Source organism: Bradyrhizobium sp. 31Argb (assembly GCF_043638955.1).
Taxonomy (GTDB): domain Bacteria; phylum Pseudomonadota; class Alphaproteobacteria; order Rhizobiales; family Xanthobacteraceae; genus Bradyrhizobium.
The window spans coordinates 14,436-29,800 of record NZ_JBEGDB010000022.1 but is presented as its reverse complement, the minus strand read 5'-3'; the positions used below and the strand labels follow the sequence as shown (position 1 = coordinate 29,800).

The 15,365-nt window shown below is 64.1% G+C and carries 14 protein-coding genes; 8 read left to right on the top strand and 6 right to left on the bottom strand.

Going from position 1 to position 15,365, the window contains the following annotated elements:
* The first annotated feature begins 155 nt into the window (after positions 1 to 155).
* The 6 genes from AAFX91_RS06745 to AAFX91_RS06720 all read left to right on the top strand — a co-directional run bounded on the left by AAFX91_RS06745 (position 156) and on the right by AAFX91_RS06720 (position 5,501).
* Positions 156 to 917, top strand: coding sequence for a MotA/TolQ/ExbB proton channel family protein (locus AAFX91_RS06745; protein WP_130580220.1), 762 nt, complete (start codon positions 156 to 158; stop codon positions 915 to 917).
* Positions 907 to 1,578, top strand: coding sequence for a hypothetical protein (locus tag AAFX91_RS06740; protein ID WP_130580219.1), 672 nt, complete (start codon positions 907 to 909; stop codon positions 1,576 to 1,578). The genes AAFX91_RS06745 and AAFX91_RS06740 overlap by 11 nt, the downstream gene beginning before the upstream one ends.
* Positions 1,575 to 2,183 (top strand): hypothetical protein, encoded by a 609-nt coding sequence (locus AAFX91_RS06735; protein ID WP_130580218.1) that lies wholly within the window; start codon positions 1,575 to 1,577, stop codon positions 2,181 to 2,183. The genes AAFX91_RS06740 and AAFX91_RS06735 overlap by 4 nt, the downstream gene beginning before the upstream one ends.
* 462 nt (positions 2,184 to 2,645) lie before the next feature.
* Positions 2,646 to 3,242 carry a TetR family transcriptional regulator gene (locus tag AAFX91_RS06730; RefSeq protein ID WP_130580217.1) on the top strand — a complete coding sequence of 199 codons (597 nt, stop codon included), beginning with the start codon at positions 2,646 to 2,648 and terminating at the stop codon, positions 3,240 to 3,242.
* A gap of 114 nt (positions 3,243 to 3,356) precedes the next feature.
* On the top strand, positions 3,357 to 4,097 hold the full coding sequence (locus tag AAFX91_RS06725; protein ID WP_130580216.1) for a metallophosphoesterase: 741 nt from the start codon (positions 3,357 to 3,359) through the stop codon (positions 4,095 to 4,097).
* 3 nt (positions 4,098 to 4,100) lie between these two features.
* Entirely contained in the window at positions 4,101 to 5,501 is a 1,401-nt protein-coding gene (locus AAFX91_RS06720) for a bifunctional serine/threonine-protein kinase/universal stress protein (protein ID WP_130580215.1), read from the top strand.
* Here AAFX91_RS06720 and rpe read toward each other — a convergent pair.
* Positions 5,498 to 6,199 (bottom strand): ribulose-phosphate 3-epimerase, encoded by a 702-nt coding sequence (gene rpe, locus AAFX91_RS06715; protein WP_130580214.1) that lies wholly within the window; start codon positions 6,197 to 6,199, stop codon positions 5,498 to 5,500. The genes AAFX91_RS06720 and rpe overlap by 4 nt on opposite strands.
* Positions 6,200 to 6,455: 256 nt before the next feature.
* On the opposite strand from rpe, the gene AAFX91_RS06710 reads away from it, so the two are divergent.
* A complete protein-coding gene (locus AAFX91_RS06710; protein ID WP_130580213.1) occupies positions 6,456 to 7,238 on the top strand; it encodes an EF-hand domain-containing protein in 783 nt (260 codons plus the stop codon).
* A 22-nt stretch (positions 7,239 to 7,260) separates the two neighbouring features.
* Here AAFX91_RS06710 and AAFX91_RS06705 read toward each other — a convergent pair whose 3' ends face one another.
* Together AAFX91_RS06705 and AAFX91_RS06700 are read right to left on the bottom strand one after the other, a co-directional pair.
* Positions 7,261 to 8,256 carry a P1 family peptidase gene (locus tag AAFX91_RS06705; RefSeq protein WP_394565926.1) on the bottom strand — a complete coding sequence of 332 codons (996 nt, stop codon included), beginning with the start codon at positions 8,254 to 8,256 and terminating at the stop codon, positions 7,261 to 7,263.
* 54 nt (positions 8,257 to 8,310) lie between these two features.
* Positions 8,311 to 11,049, bottom strand: a complete 2,739-nt coding sequence (locus AAFX91_RS06700) for a PAS domain S-box protein (RefSeq protein ID WP_394565945.1) — start codon at positions 11,047 to 11,049, stop codon at positions 8,311 to 8,313.
* Positions 11,050 to 11,458: 409 nt separating this feature from the next.
* Here AAFX91_RS06700 and AAFX91_RS06695 point away from each other — a divergent pair, with 409 nt between their 5' ends.
* The gene (locus tag AAFX91_RS06695) at positions 11,459 to 11,848 is read left to right on the top strand and encodes a response regulator (protein WP_394565925.1); all 390 of its coding nucleotides are present in this window, start codon (positions 11,459 to 11,461) and stop codon (positions 11,846 to 11,848) included.
* Between the two features lie 923 nt (positions 11,849 to 12,771).
* On the opposite strand, the gene AAFX91_RS06690 is transcribed toward AAFX91_RS06695, so the two are convergent.
* The 3 genes from AAFX91_RS06690 to AAFX91_RS06680 all read right to left on the bottom strand — a co-directional run bounded on the left by AAFX91_RS06690 (position 12,772) and on the right by AAFX91_RS06680 (position 15,319).
* Positions 12,772 to 13,890 (bottom strand): branched-chain amino acid ABC transporter substrate-binding protein, encoded by a 1,119-nt coding sequence (locus AAFX91_RS06690; RefSeq protein WP_282527261.1) that lies wholly within the window; start codon positions 13,888 to 13,890, stop codon positions 12,772 to 12,774.
* A gap of 161 nt (positions 13,891 to 14,051) precedes the next feature.
* Positions 14,052 to 14,786 carry an ABC transporter ATP-binding protein gene (locus tag AAFX91_RS06685; RefSeq protein WP_282527260.1) on the bottom strand — a complete coding sequence of 245 codons (735 nt, stop codon included), beginning with the start codon at positions 14,784 to 14,786 and terminating at the stop codon, positions 14,052 to 14,054.
* Positions 14,783 to 15,319, bottom strand: coding sequence for an endonuclease domain-containing protein (locus AAFX91_RS06680; RefSeq protein ID WP_394565944.1), 537 nt, complete (start codon positions 15,317 to 15,319; stop codon positions 14,783 to 14,785). The genes AAFX91_RS06685 and AAFX91_RS06680 overlap by 4 nt, the downstream gene beginning before the upstream one ends.
* Positions 15,320 to 15,365: the final 46 nt, after the last annotated feature.

Genomic DNA, 15,365 nt, shown 5'->3' with positions numbered 1-15,365 from the left:
GCCAATTGCAAGATGGCAGGTGAGGAGAAGCTCGGGAAATTTTCCCAGCGAACCGCAGGCATATGTCTTTGGACGCAAGCTGCCGCCTCGGATTAACAAAGCCGGGGACCGTTTGCGGGCCGTCGCTCTTGGCCGCCCTCAGGGAGCAAAGCTGCATGAGTGCCACGGTTGGCGCCGAGACCACCTTGCCCGGCAAGGATACTTCGGAGCGAAGTGTCCTGTTGCTATGGATGATCTTCACGGGGCTTTCGATCTTCGCCGCCATGTTGCTGTGGCGATACGGGTTGCTCCATCTCATGGTCACCTCGGACCGCACCTACATTTCGAGCCTGATCGCCGTTCTCTACGTCATCACCTGCCTCCATTGTTTCTGGCGGACGCGAGCGATCGCGCGCGAAGGCGAGGCGGCCAGACGCTGCCGCGCGATCCTGTCCACTCCCGGCGCCGCGAGGAGGCTCGACGAGAATGCGCGCGCTCTGCCTGGAGGGCTCGTCAGCGACCACATCCGCAACCTGGTGAAGAAGGCCGCGGCGCAGACCACCGGCCGCATCGATCAGACATTGCTGCTCAGGTCGCTGGCGGACCGGCTGCGCGGCTCCAACGCCTTCGGCGCATTCGTTTCGGATACGCTGATGAAGCTCGGGCTGCTCGGAACCATCATCGGCTTCATCATCATGCTGGCGCCGATCGCAACCCTCGATGCCGCCGACAAGGTCGCGATGCGATCGTCGATGGGCCTGATGAGCGACGGCATGGCGGTAGCCATGTACACGACGCTGGCCGGCCTGATCGGATCGATCCTCGTCAGGATTCAATACTACATGCTCGATGCCGCGACCCAGCGGGTGTTTTCCGATGCCGTCATGTTGACCGAGACGCACGTCACCCCGGCCTTGGAACACCATCATGATGGATGAGTTCGGCCTCTATCCACGGGAGGAACATTTCGATCCGCTCGGCGTGATGCTGTTCAAGGCGCTGCAGGTCGTCGCCTTCCTGTTCTTCCTCGCGTTGCTTGCGGTCTCGCCGGAATCGAAGGAGGGCAAGATCGACTCCAAGGCCGAGTTCATCATCACGATGGACTGGCCGGACAATCACCCCGATGATTTCGATCTGTTCGTGCAGGATCCCGCCGGCAATATCGCCTGGTATCGCCGCCGCGAAGCCGGCTTCCTCACGCTCGACCGCGACGATCGTGGCGGCGCCAACGATTTCATCGTCGTCAACGGCAAGAAGATTCCTTCGCCAATCCGCGAGGAGATCGTCACCGTGCGCGGCATCATCCCCGGCGAATACACCGTCAATGTTTCGCATTTCCAGGCGACGACCGGGCAGCCGGTCCCGGTCAGCGTGAAGGTGCAGAAGCTCAATCCGACCGCCCAGGTGATCTTCGACAACAAGTTGACGCTCGATCACACCGGCGATGAGAAAACCGCGCTGCGTTTCTGGGTCGATGCCGAAGGCAAGGTGGTCGACGTCCAGCAGCGGCAGAAATCATTGATGGAGACGTTCCGCAACGTGCGCGCAAACGGCGCGGATCTCGATCCGAAGACAGGCGTCAGGATGTCTCGCCCGTGAACAATCTCCAGTCGGTCATCCTCACGCTCTCGATCAGCTATGCGCTGATCGGCGCGCTATTGCTCGTCATCCTGGTCTATGCACGCTTGCCCTGGTCGGCCAAGGCGATTGCGGTCGTCGTGACCAGCGCATTCTATATTGCGAGCTTTATGGGCGTGCGCGGCCTGCTGGGCTGGGCCAGCGTCGACAGGTTGCCGGCCTCGTTCAAGCTGTTGCAAGCACGCATCGTGGAGCCGCACTCGCTGGAGGGCGACCCCGGCTCGATCTATCTTTGGGTCGAGACCCTCGACGAAGACAACCGGCCGAGCGCCATCCCCAGAGCCTACCGCATCCCCTACAGCGACTCGCTGGCGCAGAAGACCGACAAGGCCATCACCGAGATTGCCGCCGGCCGTCCCCAGGGCGGGCGGGCCGCGGATTTTGGCACCGGCGAGGGCGGCCTGATCGCGGCGGCCAGGGAATACATCACCCCGAGCGCCGTGATCGAGACGTCGGGTGGCGATCCCTCGACCGGCGGGGCGCTGACGGCGGCCCCAGGACCCGGTGACGGTGTGTCATTTACCCCGCTGCTGCCGCCGCGAATGCCGCCGAAGGACGAGCAATAGGTCTCTGGATACTGATGAGGCCCGTCTCAGGGAGGCGGGCCGCCCGGCGGGGGCTCGGCTAGCTGGGTTCCGCACCTGACAAACGTCAATCACGGGTTATTGAGTAACAGATATTGTAATCTGTCAGTCAGACATGCTATATCCACCTCCGGACGCCGGATGGGGCGCCCCGTGGCTCGCGGCCGCGAAAGGCTTGATCCGGAAGAGTACGAGTACCGGTTTCAGGCCAAAGCGCCGGCCACGGACTTGCCGGAGACTACGATGATGACGATCGAGATTTTGCATTTGACTGAACAGATCCAGCGCTGGCTCAATCAGCAGGTGGCTCGCCACTTGGCGGCCCAAGCGGAGAAATTGGCCCGCTAACTGGACTAGGATTGCCTTAACGACCGGCCAGGCCGTTTTGCGATGCGCCTGACCGCCGGAGTGGAAATGCCCAATAGCTGGGGATAGGGTGGAGCCATGAACGAAGCAGTCGTCTTGACCCCTGAACGTATCCTGGAGGTCACCGAGGACGTCCTGCGTCGCTACGGGCTCGCCAAGGCGACCGTGGTGGACGTTGCCCGTGCGCTCGATGTGAGCCACGGCAGTGTCTACCGGCACTTCCCAAGCAAGGCTTCGCTCCGTGAGGCGGTGGCAAAACGCTGGCTCGACCGGGCCAAGGCCCCGCTGCAGGAGATCGCAGTGAGTACCGGCCCTGCGCAGGCCCGGCTCGACCGGTGGCTGCGCACGCTGTTCGCAACCAAACAAGCCAGGTTTGCCGACGATCCTGAGATGTTCCGCACCTATCTGACGCTGGCGCGCGAGGCTTGTGTTGTGGTCAAGGGCCACAAGGAATGCCTGACCGATCAGATCGCGCATATCCTGTCCGATGGCGTCGAGCAGGGCGTGTTCGAGGTCAAGGATCCCAAGGCAACGGCCCGCGCGATTTTCGAGGCGACGAGAAGCCTTCATCACCCGGCCCATGCCGACGAATGGGGTGATCCGGACCTGCAGGAGCGCACCGACGCGTTGCTGGCACTGCTGTTCCGCGGGCTCGAAGCCTGTCCTAAGCGCTAACACGTAGTTTCGCGACCGATTCTCCCGGTCCATTTGCGGGCGACTTTCGCTCGTGTTTGATATCCATCAAGACAGATGTGGTTGGGCCCGCCAGGATTGGCTGGGGAGGATGATGTGCGGCTCGCGCTGTTTGCGGATATCCACGGCAATCGGCAGGCGTTTGGTGCCTGCCTTGAGGCTGCGCGTGCGCAAGGCGCGGAGAAGTTCATCCTTCTCGGCGATTTCGTCGGCTATGGCGCCGACCCCGAATGGACCGTGGACACCGTTATGGGGCTGGTCGAGGACGGCGCGATCGCCGTTCGCGGCAACCATGACAGCGCCATCGGCATCGACAAAGACGCGATGAACGCCGAAGCCCAGGCGGTGATCGAGTGGACCCGCGGCAAGCTCAGCGCGGCGCAGCGGCGCTTCCTCGCCGAACTGCCCCTGGAGCAGCAGGAGGACGACCGCCTCTACGTCCATTCCGAGGCGTCGAACCCGACCAGATGGCGCTACGTGCGCGACGCGTCGGACGCTGCGCGCAGCATGATGGCTGCAGATGCTCCAATCACCTTTTGCGGCCATATCCATCGTCCCGCGCTCTATTCGATGTCGGCGACGGCGAAGATGACGAGCTTTGTGCCGACGACGGGTGTAGCCGTGCAGCTTTTGGTGGGCCGGCGCTGGCTTGCGGTGCTCGGCTCCGTCGGCCAGCCCCGCGACGGCATTCCCGCAGCCGCCTTCTCCATGTTCGACACCGAGAGGCGAGAGATCACTTATTGTCGTGCCCCCTATGATATCGAGGCGGCGGCAGCCCGGATCCGCGACAATGGCCTGCCGGGCTGGCTGGCCGATCGCCTGTTTGTCGGCCGATAGCAGATGGCGACAATTTTCATGCAGCCGGGCACCGTCATCGATGGCTTCACCATTGGCGAGTGCGTGCATCGCGGCGGCATGGCGACGCTGTGGAGCGTCACCCATCCGGGCATCGACGTGCCGCTGCTGATGAAGGTCCCGCGGGTCTCGGAAGGTGAGGATCCCGCCGCCATCGTCAGCTTCGAGATGGAGCAGATGATCCTGCCGCGATTGTCCGGGCCGCATGTGCCGGCCTGCTTCGGCACCGGCGATTTCGCGCGCCAGGCCTATGTCGTGATCGAACGCATCCCGGGCCAGACGCTGTACAAGCGGCTGGACGATCTGCCGATCGCTTACGAGGAGGCGAGGGGGCTCGGGATCAAGATCGCCGCTGCGCTGTCGGCGCTGCATCGGCAGAACGTCATCCATCACGACATCAAGCCGAGCAGCATCATGTTCCGCGAGAGCGGAGAGACGGTGCTGATCGATTTCGGCCTGTCGCATCACGAACATCTGCCCGATCTGCTGCAGGAAGAATTTCGCCTGCCTTACGGCACCGCGCCGTATATGGCGCCGGAGCGCCTGCTCGGGGTGCGCGACGATCCGCGCAGCGATCTGTTTTCGCTCGGCGTGCTCCTGTATTTCTTCACCACCGGGGTGCGGCCGTTCGGCGAGAGCGAAACGCTGCGCGGCATGCGTCGGCGGCTGTGGCGCGATCCCTATCCGCCGCGCAAGCTCAGGGGCGACTATCCGCCCTGGCTGCAGGAGATCGTCCTGCGATGCCTGGAGATCGAGCCCGCCTGGCGCTATCCGACCGCCTCGCAGGTCGCCTTCGATCTCGGCAACCCCGACCAGGTCAAGCTGACGGCGCGCGCGGAGCGGCGCGACCGCGATCCGTTCGCGACGGTGATGCGCCGTCGCTTCAACCGCGGGGCGTGGCAGCCGCAGCCGAAGTCCGACGTCGCCGTGCAACTGGCGTCGAGCCCGATCCTGGTGGTTGCGATCGATACCATGGAGACATCGGGCCCGCTGAACGAGGCCTTGCGTGTCACCGCGCAGCGGATTCTCGCGACCCTGCCGCAGGCCCGGCTCGCATGCGTCAACGTGCTCAAGCTCGGCCTCGTCACCATCGACCGGACACTGGATGAGAAGGGCAACAACAAGCATGTCGACCGCCTGGTCGCGCTGCGGCACTGGGCGTCGTCGCTGAAGCTCGACGAGAACCGGCTGTCGGTGCATGTGCTGGAGGCGATCGATCCCGCGGCGGCGATCCTGGAATTCGCGGAGGCCAATCAGGTCGATCACATCGTGATCGGCGCGCGACAGGACTCCATGCTGCGGACGCTGCTCGGCAGCGTCTCGGCGAAAGTGGCGTCGGAGGCGCCGTGCACGGTCACCGTGGTGCGCCCGCCACGGGAAAGCTAGATCGCTTCGCCGCGCGCTAGCGCCGCCGCGTTGCGGATCGCGGAGATGTTGGCCTTGTACGCCTCCATCGTGCCGCCCTTGAACACGGCCGAGCCTGCGACAAACGCATTGGCGCCGGCGGCTGCCAGTTCCCCTGATACATCGGGCGCGACGCCGCCGTCGACCTCGATGTCGATCGGCCGGCCGGCGGTCATCGCCCTGACGTCGCTGACCTTGCCGAGCGACGAACGGATGAACGCCTGGCCGCCAAATCCCGGATTGACCGACATCACCAGCACAAGGTCGATCAGGTCGAGCACATGCTCGATCGCGCTCACGGGCGTCGCCGGATTGATCGAGACGCCCGCCTTCTTGCCGAGCCCGCGGATTGCCTGCAGCGAACGATGCAGATGCGGGCCGGCCTCCGCATGCACCGTGATGTGGTCGCAGCCGGCCTTCGCGAACGCCTCGAGATAGGGATCGCAGGGCGAGATCATCAAATGCGCATCGAAGATCTTCTTGGTGTGCGGGCGCATCGCCTTGATGACGTCGGGGCCATAGGAAATGTTCGGCACGAAATGCCCGTCCATGACGTCGAGATGAATCCAGTCGGCGCCGGCCTGGTCGACGGCGCGGACTTCCTCGCCGAGTTTCGAGAAATCCGAGGCCAGGATCGACGGCGCGATCACCAGCGGACGTGGCGTGAAGGGCTGGGACATGGACGCTCTCCGAAGGCATCTTTGTAGCAAGCGGGATGGTTCCGCCTAACATGCATGCCGGTAGCGGGCAATGCACAGGAGGGAAGTCGCGGGCAGGAAAAAACTGCCGCGGCGGCAGCAATTGCCGGCTGCCGCGAACCCGTTTGTGTGCACGAAATGCCGATTTTAAAGGGCTTTTCGCCATGGCACGGCGCTTGCTCGCTAGCCGTGCAGGTGTTGGGCCGCCGCTCACGCTGTATTGTCGGAGTTCCCTCTCATGCTGTTCGCCCTTGGCGCTGCGTCGTCGGCTATCGATCTCCTGAAGTCGCTGACGTCGTCGAAGACGTCGCAGGCAAAGCCCACCGGCCTGACCCAGGACGCCGGCAACATCTTCGATATTTCCGGCGCGACGACGGCGCCGACCGGCGCGGCCCCGAGTTCCGGATCGGCCGGCAGCAGCTCTGCGCCGATCGCCCCGGAGACGATGAGCGCGCTGCTCGATGCGCAGAGCCAGGCATCGACCGGCACGGCTGCCTCGACCAAGAGTCGCTCGGATGCGCTGAAGGATTTGTTCGGGCAGATCGATGGCGACGGCAACGGCAAGATCACGAAATCCGAATTCGAGGATGCGCTCGGCGCCGGCGGGATCAATCTGGCGAAGGCCGATGACGTGTTCTCCAAGCTGGACAAGGACGGCGACGGCAACGTCACGCTCGACGAGATGTCCTCGGCTTTGAAAGGCGGCTCCGGTCGTGGCTCCCACGTTCGTCATCACGGTGGCGGGGGTGGCGGCAGTGCCGATGCGCTGATGCAGGCGCTCGACGGCACCAGCGCTTCGGTTACCAACAGCGATGGATCGGTCACGACAACGACTACCTATGCCGACGGATCGAAGGTGACGGCGACCTCGGCTGCGAGCTCGTCGGCCGCGCGGGCTGCCACCTCGTCCTACAATTCCATCGACCAGTTGGTGCAGCGGCAGGCCGTCGACCAACTGGAGCAGCGGCAGGCCAGCCCTATCTCGGCGCAGGCCTGGGCCTCGCTCTCGGTCAGCGCGTAAGCTCCCGGTTTGCATCACAGGTCTAGCCGAACCGGTCCTGCCAGCTCGGCAACGCATCGGGGAAGGGCAGTGCAGTCGCCGCATAGACGCCACGCGCGATCGCGCGGGCCACGGTGTTGGCGGCGTGCATGCCGAGTTCGGTGAGGCCGAACAAAGGATCGATCGGCTTCTCGCCGGTCGCCGCGGCAAACACCACGTCGCCGTCGAGCGGCGCATGCACCGGATAGATCGCCCGCGCCATGCCGGTCTGCGCGATCATCGCCAGCCGCTTGGCCTGTGATTTTGTCAGCGTGGCGTCGGTCACGACGACGACCAGCGTGGTGTTCTCGCCGGATGTCGCCGCCGGCCCGCCCTTCAGCCGCGCCTTCAACATATCAGGCGTGAATGCAGCCGGCAGACCACGCCCGCCGAATTCCCCGTCGACCTCGAAAGGGGCGGCCCAGAACGACGGGCCGTCGCCGACCGTGACGGCGCCGACCGCATTGACGACGGCCAGTGCGGCAACTGTCACGCCGTCATCGGTTCGCGCCGACGCCGATCCCAGTCCGCCCTTCAGGTTGGCCGTGGTCGCGCCCATGCCGGCGCCGACGCTGCCGAGCCGGAAATCGCTGCCGGCCGCAGCCGCCGCGGCATAGGCGAGATCGCGATAGGGCGGGAACCGTCCCCAAGCCTTGTTGCCGCCGTTCAAGAGATCGAAGCAGATCGCACCGGGCACGATCGGGATCACGGCCTCGCGAATCCGCAAACCCCGGCCTTGCTCGGCAAGCCAGGCCTGCACGCCGCCGGCAGCATCGAGGCCGAGGGCGGAGCCGCCGGACAGCGCGATCGCGTCCACCGCATCGACGGTATTGTGCGGCTGCAGCAGTGCGTCGTCGCGCGTGCCGGGGCCGCCGCCGCGCACGTCGATCGACGCCACGGCAGGCTTGTCAAAGATGATCGCGGTGACGCCGGAGGCGATCGAGGCGTCGTCGGCGTGGCCGACGCGGACGCCTGCGATATCGGTGAGGAGATTTTTCAAAGCGCACGTCCTCTTCTCATCCTATTGACTGATATAGCGGCCAAGCATGACGCATCAACTGCCAAGCGCGAGCCGGATCATCTTGGCGAGCTCCGACTTGCGGTAGGGTTTCGCCAGCAGCAGCACGCCGGAATCGAGCCGTCCGTGATGGACGATCGCGTTCTCTGTGTAGCCCGACGTGTACAGCGTCTTGAGCCCAGGCCGCCGCTTCAGCGCCTCGTCGACGAGCTGACGTCCGTTCATGGCGCCGGGCATGATGACGTCGGTGAAGAGGAGGTCGATCGGCGCGCCGGTATCGATGATGTTGAGCGCCTCGGCGGCATTGGCCGCCTCGAGCGTCGCGTAGCCGAGGCTTGTGATCTGGGTCACGACATATTTGCGCACCAGCGCGTCGTCCTCGACCACCAGGATGACTTCATTTCCGCCCTGGACATTGGCGGACTGCTGCGCTTCCACGACGGTCTGGGCGAGGCCGGTCGCGCGCGGCAGATACATCTTGACCGAGGTGCCGTGGCGTTCCTCGCTGTAGATCTTGATGTGCCCGCCCGACTGCTTGACGAAGCCGAACACCATTGAAAGGCCGAGCCCGGTGCCCTTGCCGACTTCCTTGGTGGTGAAGAAGGGATCGAACACTTTTTCCAGCAGATGGGTGGGAATGCCGGTGCCGCTGTCGCTGACGGCGACCATGACGTAATGGCCGACCGTGACCTCGCTGTGCATGCTGGCATAGCCCTCGTCGAGATAGACGTTGCGGCTTTCGAGCGCCAGCTTGCCGCCGCGGGGCATGGCATCGCGCGCATTCAGCGCGAGATTGAGGATTGCCGCGGTGAGCTGGTTCGGATCGACCATTGCCGTCCAGGCGTCCTCGGCCAGCATCGGCGTGACCTCGATATGCTCGCCGAGCGTCGGACGCAGCAGCTTCGCCGCCTCCAGGATCAGCGCATTGATATCGACATCGACCGGCTGTAGCGGCTGCTTGCGGGCGAAGGCGAGCAGGTGCTTGGTCAGGTTGGCGCCGCGCTCGGCGGCTTCGTCGATCAGCCGGGCGATGGCGACGAGGTCGGGCCGGTCGGAGACCGCTTCTTCCAGGATGCCGATGGTGCCGGTGATGACGGTCAGGATGTTGTTGAAGTCATGGGCGACGCCGCCGGTAAGCTGGCCGACCGCGTCCATCTTCTGCACCTGCCGGATCTGCGCTTCGGCGGCCTGCTTCTCGGTGAGATCACGGCCGATGAAGAAATAGCGCTTGACCGGCTCCGAATAGGTTGCGGACCAGTTGAGCGACACCACTTCGCCGTCCTTGCGGATCAGGCGCGTCTCGAAACTGCGCTTGCTCTGGCCGCGCCGGCCGGCGCGCATCTCGTTGCGGGTATTTTCGAGATCGTCCGGATGAACAAACTCGACCGCGGAACGTCCGACCATCTCGGCAGGATCGTAGCCCACAATGGTCTTGGCGCTCGGACTGACCTGGACGAAATTGCCCTGCTTGGCGGTCACCGACAGGAAATCCTGCGAGGTCTCGAAGATGCGCTGCCGCTCTTCGATCTCCTGGTTGAGCGCCTTCTGCGTCCGCCTGCTTTCGGTGATGTCGTGCGCGATCTTGGACGCGCCGACGATCTCGCCCGTCGCCGACAGCAGTGGTGAGACACTGAGCGAGACGTCGATCGGCTTGCCGCTCTTGTGCAGCCGCTGCGTCTCATAGTGCGCCAGCTTTTCGCCGCTCCCGATCCGCGTGAGGATGTCGTCGATTTCGCCGCGACGGTCGGGCGGCACGATGATGTCGATATGCTGGCCGACCGCCGTGGCTGCCGGATAGCCGAACAGGCGCTCCGCAGCCGGATTCCAGGCGGTGATGGTGCCGTCGAGCGATTTGGTGATGATGGCGTCGTTGGAGGATTGCACGACCGCGCTGAACAGCCGCTCGCGTTCGGCATGGTGGTCGCGTTCGGTGGCGGCCTGGCGGCGGACCACACCCAAAAGCCGCGACATCTGCGCCTGCAGCGCGACATTATCGATCAACAACACTGCGAGCACGAAACTGGCGGCGCACAATCCGTAGATGCGCCCGGCATAGAAACCGAGATCGAATCTCGCCACGTTGAGCATGGCCGACAGCGCGATGTCGAACAGCCAGGCGCACAGCACGACCATGAGCCAGATGTCGATGACGGAATGCGGTTTCCGGAACCACAGCGCGCCAATCGCGGCGGCACAGAGGAACAGCACCGTCGAGACCACGCCGATCATGACCGGCGTGTAGTGTCCGCCGCTCAAGAGGACGGGGAGGCGGTCGTGCTGTGCGGTGACGATCCAGGCGAACACCGCCATCGCGATGACGACCGCCGCAACGCTGCCCATGATCGCCGACATCGTCGAGCCGCGGATCCGGGCGCCGTCGTCGCCTTTCAAAAGCGCATAGCCGAGCACCATCAGCGGGAAGAAGCCGTGCCAGACCATATAGAGCCAGACCGTGGTCTGCGAACCGGCGCCGAACAGGCCCGCCGGCGCAAACAGGCCCGGAAAGGTCAGCGCGTGGGTGACCGCGGCCGCGGCGGTGAAGAGATACCCGCTCGCGAGCAGCAGCATCGCCCGCCAGCGCAGGATGGCGAACTGCGAAAACAGCAACACCGCCGTGATGAGATCGTTGATCGCCAGCGCGGACTGGTAGCTCGCCACGAAGGCCGGCACCGGCGTCAGCGGCATCCCGGCGAATGGTATCGCAATAGCGAACAGCACGGCCGAGACGACGACCACCGCCAGCGCCACGTTGCGGTCGCCGCGCGAGGCCGGCATGGTCGAAAGGAAGAAGCTGCGGTCGTTACCCTTGAGCACTGATGGTCTCCTGGAAGGCGGTATCGAACGCAAGACAGGGGATCACGTCAAACCCGCGCGCGGGCTGTCCACACAAAGTGGAACATCCGGCCGCTCCATCCGTACCGGTGGGAAGGGAGGCTGTCTCCGCTGGCCTGGGGAGGGCAGAAATCAAAGTCCGATAAACCCGCTATGCGTCGCTTTGGTGCGACAAAACCAATCGCTCGAAATCGATCCAAGGTTATCTGCTACCGGCAGGGAATTGAACCGGGCGCCCGTATCCTATGGAGGTAACCACCTCTTTACTGACAGGATAGATAATTCGCCTGATCACCTACTGCATAGCGTTTTCCACGATTAGGCTTCCCGCAGCCGGTCCCGGGGGGTTTTCATGGCCCGAGTTCTCGTTGTCGACGACCAATCCGACGTGCGCGCGATGATCGCGATTGTGCTGCGCGTCAATCGTTTCGAGATTGTCGAGGCGGCATCCGCCGCGGAGGGAATCAAGGCGTTCGAAACGGCCAAATTCGATCTTGCGATCATCGACATCTTCCTGCAGGGCAAGAGCGGTCTCGACCTCATGTCGATGATGCGTGACCGCCAGCCGGATTTTCCCATCGTCGCGATCTCCGGCATGACGGCGCTGGATTTCGTCGCTGAAGCGCCGGACCTGTCGAACGTGGTCTGCTTGCAGAAGCCGTTCCGTCCGAACGACCTGATGCGCGCCATCGAGAACGCGCGGCAGGCGGTTGCTGCCGTTGCGGTGCGCGCGGCGGTTTGATCGGGCGACCTCGCTCTATCGTCATTTCCTCGCCGCTGTTACGTCTCGCACCGGTGTCGTGCCTGCTTCGCGGGGACGACGGAGAGAGCAGTCGTAGGGTGGGCAAAGGCGCACTTGCGCCGTGCCCACCATCCAGTGCTGTGCTCGCGATGGTTGGCACGCTTCCGCCTTCGCTCGTTGAGCTACGGCGGACAAGTCGCTTTGCCCACCCTACGGCGTTGCCGCGAGTTGTGATTCAATTTTCAAACAGCGAGAGGATGTGAGTCCGCGTTCTCGCGGCGCGATGTGCCCGAGTTTTGCGTCATCTTCACCCTCCTCGATATCAGAGGGCGCAGGGAAAGCCGGGTGCTGGTTGCACCCGTGGGTCCCGTGCAACAAAAAGCACGGGGGTAGGACCACAGGTTCAACCGAAGCATTCCGGCTTTCCCTGCGCGATGGTTTTACGGCTTCCTTCGCGCTCTCCCCGGTGACCGGGCTCTTTTGCCACCGTCACTTCTCGCGCGAAGAAAGTTCGCACGAAAAACTTAGCGCCAGCGTCGGGGCGACAGGACCACACGACTTCGCCGTCCGCGTCACATGCGCTCGTCAGTCGCACGCATCGCGTCCACCGCATCTCACCGCAACGTTCGTGACGATCGCGAGCCGCCCCTCATCCGCCGTGAGACGCGCGGAGTTAAATCACTGATTTGCCCGACGGCGAAAGCGGAATGTTTTTTCCGCGAGGGCTGGACAGACTTTTGGTGATTTGCACGACGGGCAATTTTTGCATGGCTCGGGCATCATGCACATTGTCATTCCGGGGCGTCCGAAGGACGAGCCCGAAATCCATTTTGCCACTTGCGCATGCTGCCCGATGGATTCCGGGCTCGCGCTACGCGCGCCCCGGAATGACGGCGGTAGTTGCGGCGAGCAGTCCGTGAGCCCTACGACCCCTTCGGGTTGACTTCGGTGTAGTTGCCCTTGGCGTCCCACTTGTAGACGACGTAGTCGATCGCCTTGATGTCGCCCTTGGCGTCGAAGGCCATCTTGCCGAGCACGGTGTCCCACTCGCCGGCCTTGATCGCGTCCATCACTTTCTTCGGATCGGTCGAGCCGACCTTGGCGACGGCCTGCGACCACACCTGCATCGCGGCATAGGTGTAGAGCGTGTAACCTTCGGGATCGATGTTCTTGGCCTTGAACTTCTCGACGATGGCTTTCGCGGTCGGCTTGTTGCGGGGATCGGGGCCGAAGGTGAACAGCGTGCCTTCGGCGGCGGGGCCGGTGATCGAGGCGAACTCCTTGTCGTTCATGGCATCGCCCGCCATCAGCACCGTTTGCAGGCCCTGGTCGCGCATCTGGCGCAGGATCAGGCCGGCCTCCTGGTGGTAGCCGCCGACATAGACGAGATCGATATTGTCGCGCTTCAACCGCGAGACGATGGAGTTAAAATCCTTGTCGCCCTTGTTGTAGGACTCGAACATCTTCTCCTGGAAGCCGGCCTTGTTCAGCGCCTTCTTGGTCTCGTCCGCGAGGCCCTTGCCGTAGGTCGTCTTGTCGTTCAGGATCGCGACGTTCTTGCCCTTGAAATTCTTGATGATGTACTCGGCGGCGACCAGACCCTGCTGGTCGTCACGGCCGCAGACGCGCGCGACGTTCCAGAGCTTGCGTTCGGTGAACAGCGGGTTGGTCGAGGCCGGCGTGATCTGCAACGTGTTGCCGTCGGCATAGGCCTCGGAGGCCGGGATCGACGACGACGAGCAGAAATGACCGGCGACGAAGGGAATGCGCGCGCTGGAGAGTTTTTCCGCGACCGAGCGCGCCTGCTTGGGATCGCAGGCATCGTCGCCGACCTCGAGCTTGAGCTTCTTGCCGAGCACGCCGCCTGCGGCGTTGAGATCGGCGACCGCCTGTTCGGCGCCGTTTTTCATCTGCCGGCCGAACGCGGATTCGGAGCCGGTCATCGGGCCAGCCACTGCGATGGTGATGTCCTGCGCGAATGCGCTCGCCGACAGTGCGAGCGATGCGCCGAATGCCAGGCCGATCAGCTTGAGTGATTTCATGTGGAGTCCCCGTGGTCATCGCTTAAGGGAGGCATCCGGCGCGCCGCCGGATGCGAAACCGAAGGCATTGTCGACTGAATTTGCCGTGAAGTCATCGGCATTTTTCAGGCAAATGCACGGTCCCTTCGCAGCATCTTGCCGCAGGATGGGGTCCAAAAGGCTTAGCCCCGCCGTCCGCCTTCCAGATAGGCAGCGCGGATCTCCGGCCGCTGCAACAGCTCGCTGCCGGTTCCGGACAGCGTGATCAGGCCGTTGACCATGACGTAGCCGCGATGGGCGAGTTTCAGCGCGTGGTTGGCATTCTGCTCGACGATCAGGACGGTCAGGCCATCCTGGCGGTTCAGGGTGCGGATCGCGTCGAAGATCTGGCGTGCGATCAGCGGCGCGAGGCCGAGCGAAGGCTCATCCAGCATCAACAGGCGCGGACGGCTCATCAGCGCGCGGCCGATCGCCAGCATCTGCTGCTCGCCGCCGGAGAGCGTGCCGCCACGCTGGTTGACGCGTTCCTTGAGCCGAGGGAACAGCGTGAACACGCGTTCCAGCACGGCCGCGCGTTCCGCTTCGCTGCACTCGGTCACGTCAGCGCCCATCTGCAGGTTTTCCGCGACGCTCATGCGCGGAAAGATCCGGCGTCCCTCGGGCGACTGTGCGATCCTAAGCCGCGCGATCTCGTGCGTCGGCACGCCGGTGATGTCGTCGCCATCGAATTCGATCGCGCCGGCGCGGGCGCGCGGCTTGCCGAAGATCGTCATCATCAGCGTCGACTTGCCGGCGCCATTGGCCCCGATCAGCGCAACGATCTCGCCGGCATTGATCTCAAGATCGACGCCCTTCAGCGCCTCGATCTTTCCATACGCCGCACGCAGGCCCCGGATCGCGAGCAGGGGAGAGGTCATGACCCGCTCCGTTCGTCGTCGGGCGCGCTGTCAGTTCTCCCTCCTCCTGAAAGGGGGAGGGTGGGGTGGGGGTCAGCCCCGGGCACAGGCGCGTGTGGAGAGAGTTGATCCCCACCCGGTTTGCGCTGTCGCGCAAACCGACCTCCCCTTTTCAAGGGGAGGTGAGAGGGCGAGCGCTCGCTTCTCCCTCCCCCTGAAAGGGGGAGGGTTGGGGTGGGGGTTGTCTCCGCTTGCGCCAGCCTCTCGGTGTGCGCGAGAAGATCGCTGAGCACGCCCTCCAAATTCGACAACACGTCATTGTTCCAGTAGCGCACAACGGTGACGCCTTTCTCGGCAAGCCACCGCGTTCGCCGATCGTCGGCCTTTTTGCGTTCTTCAGCATGCTGTCCGCCGTCCACCTCAACGGCGAGGCGGAGACGCGAGCAATAGAAGTCGACCGTGTATGGGCCGATGGGATGCTGCTTTCGGAACGAGAGGCCGTTGAGCTGGTCGCGACGCAGGGCACGCCACAGCCGTAATTCCGCGTCGGTCATGTTGGCGCGGAGGGACCGCGCTCTTGCGGTCATATCTTTCGTGCGG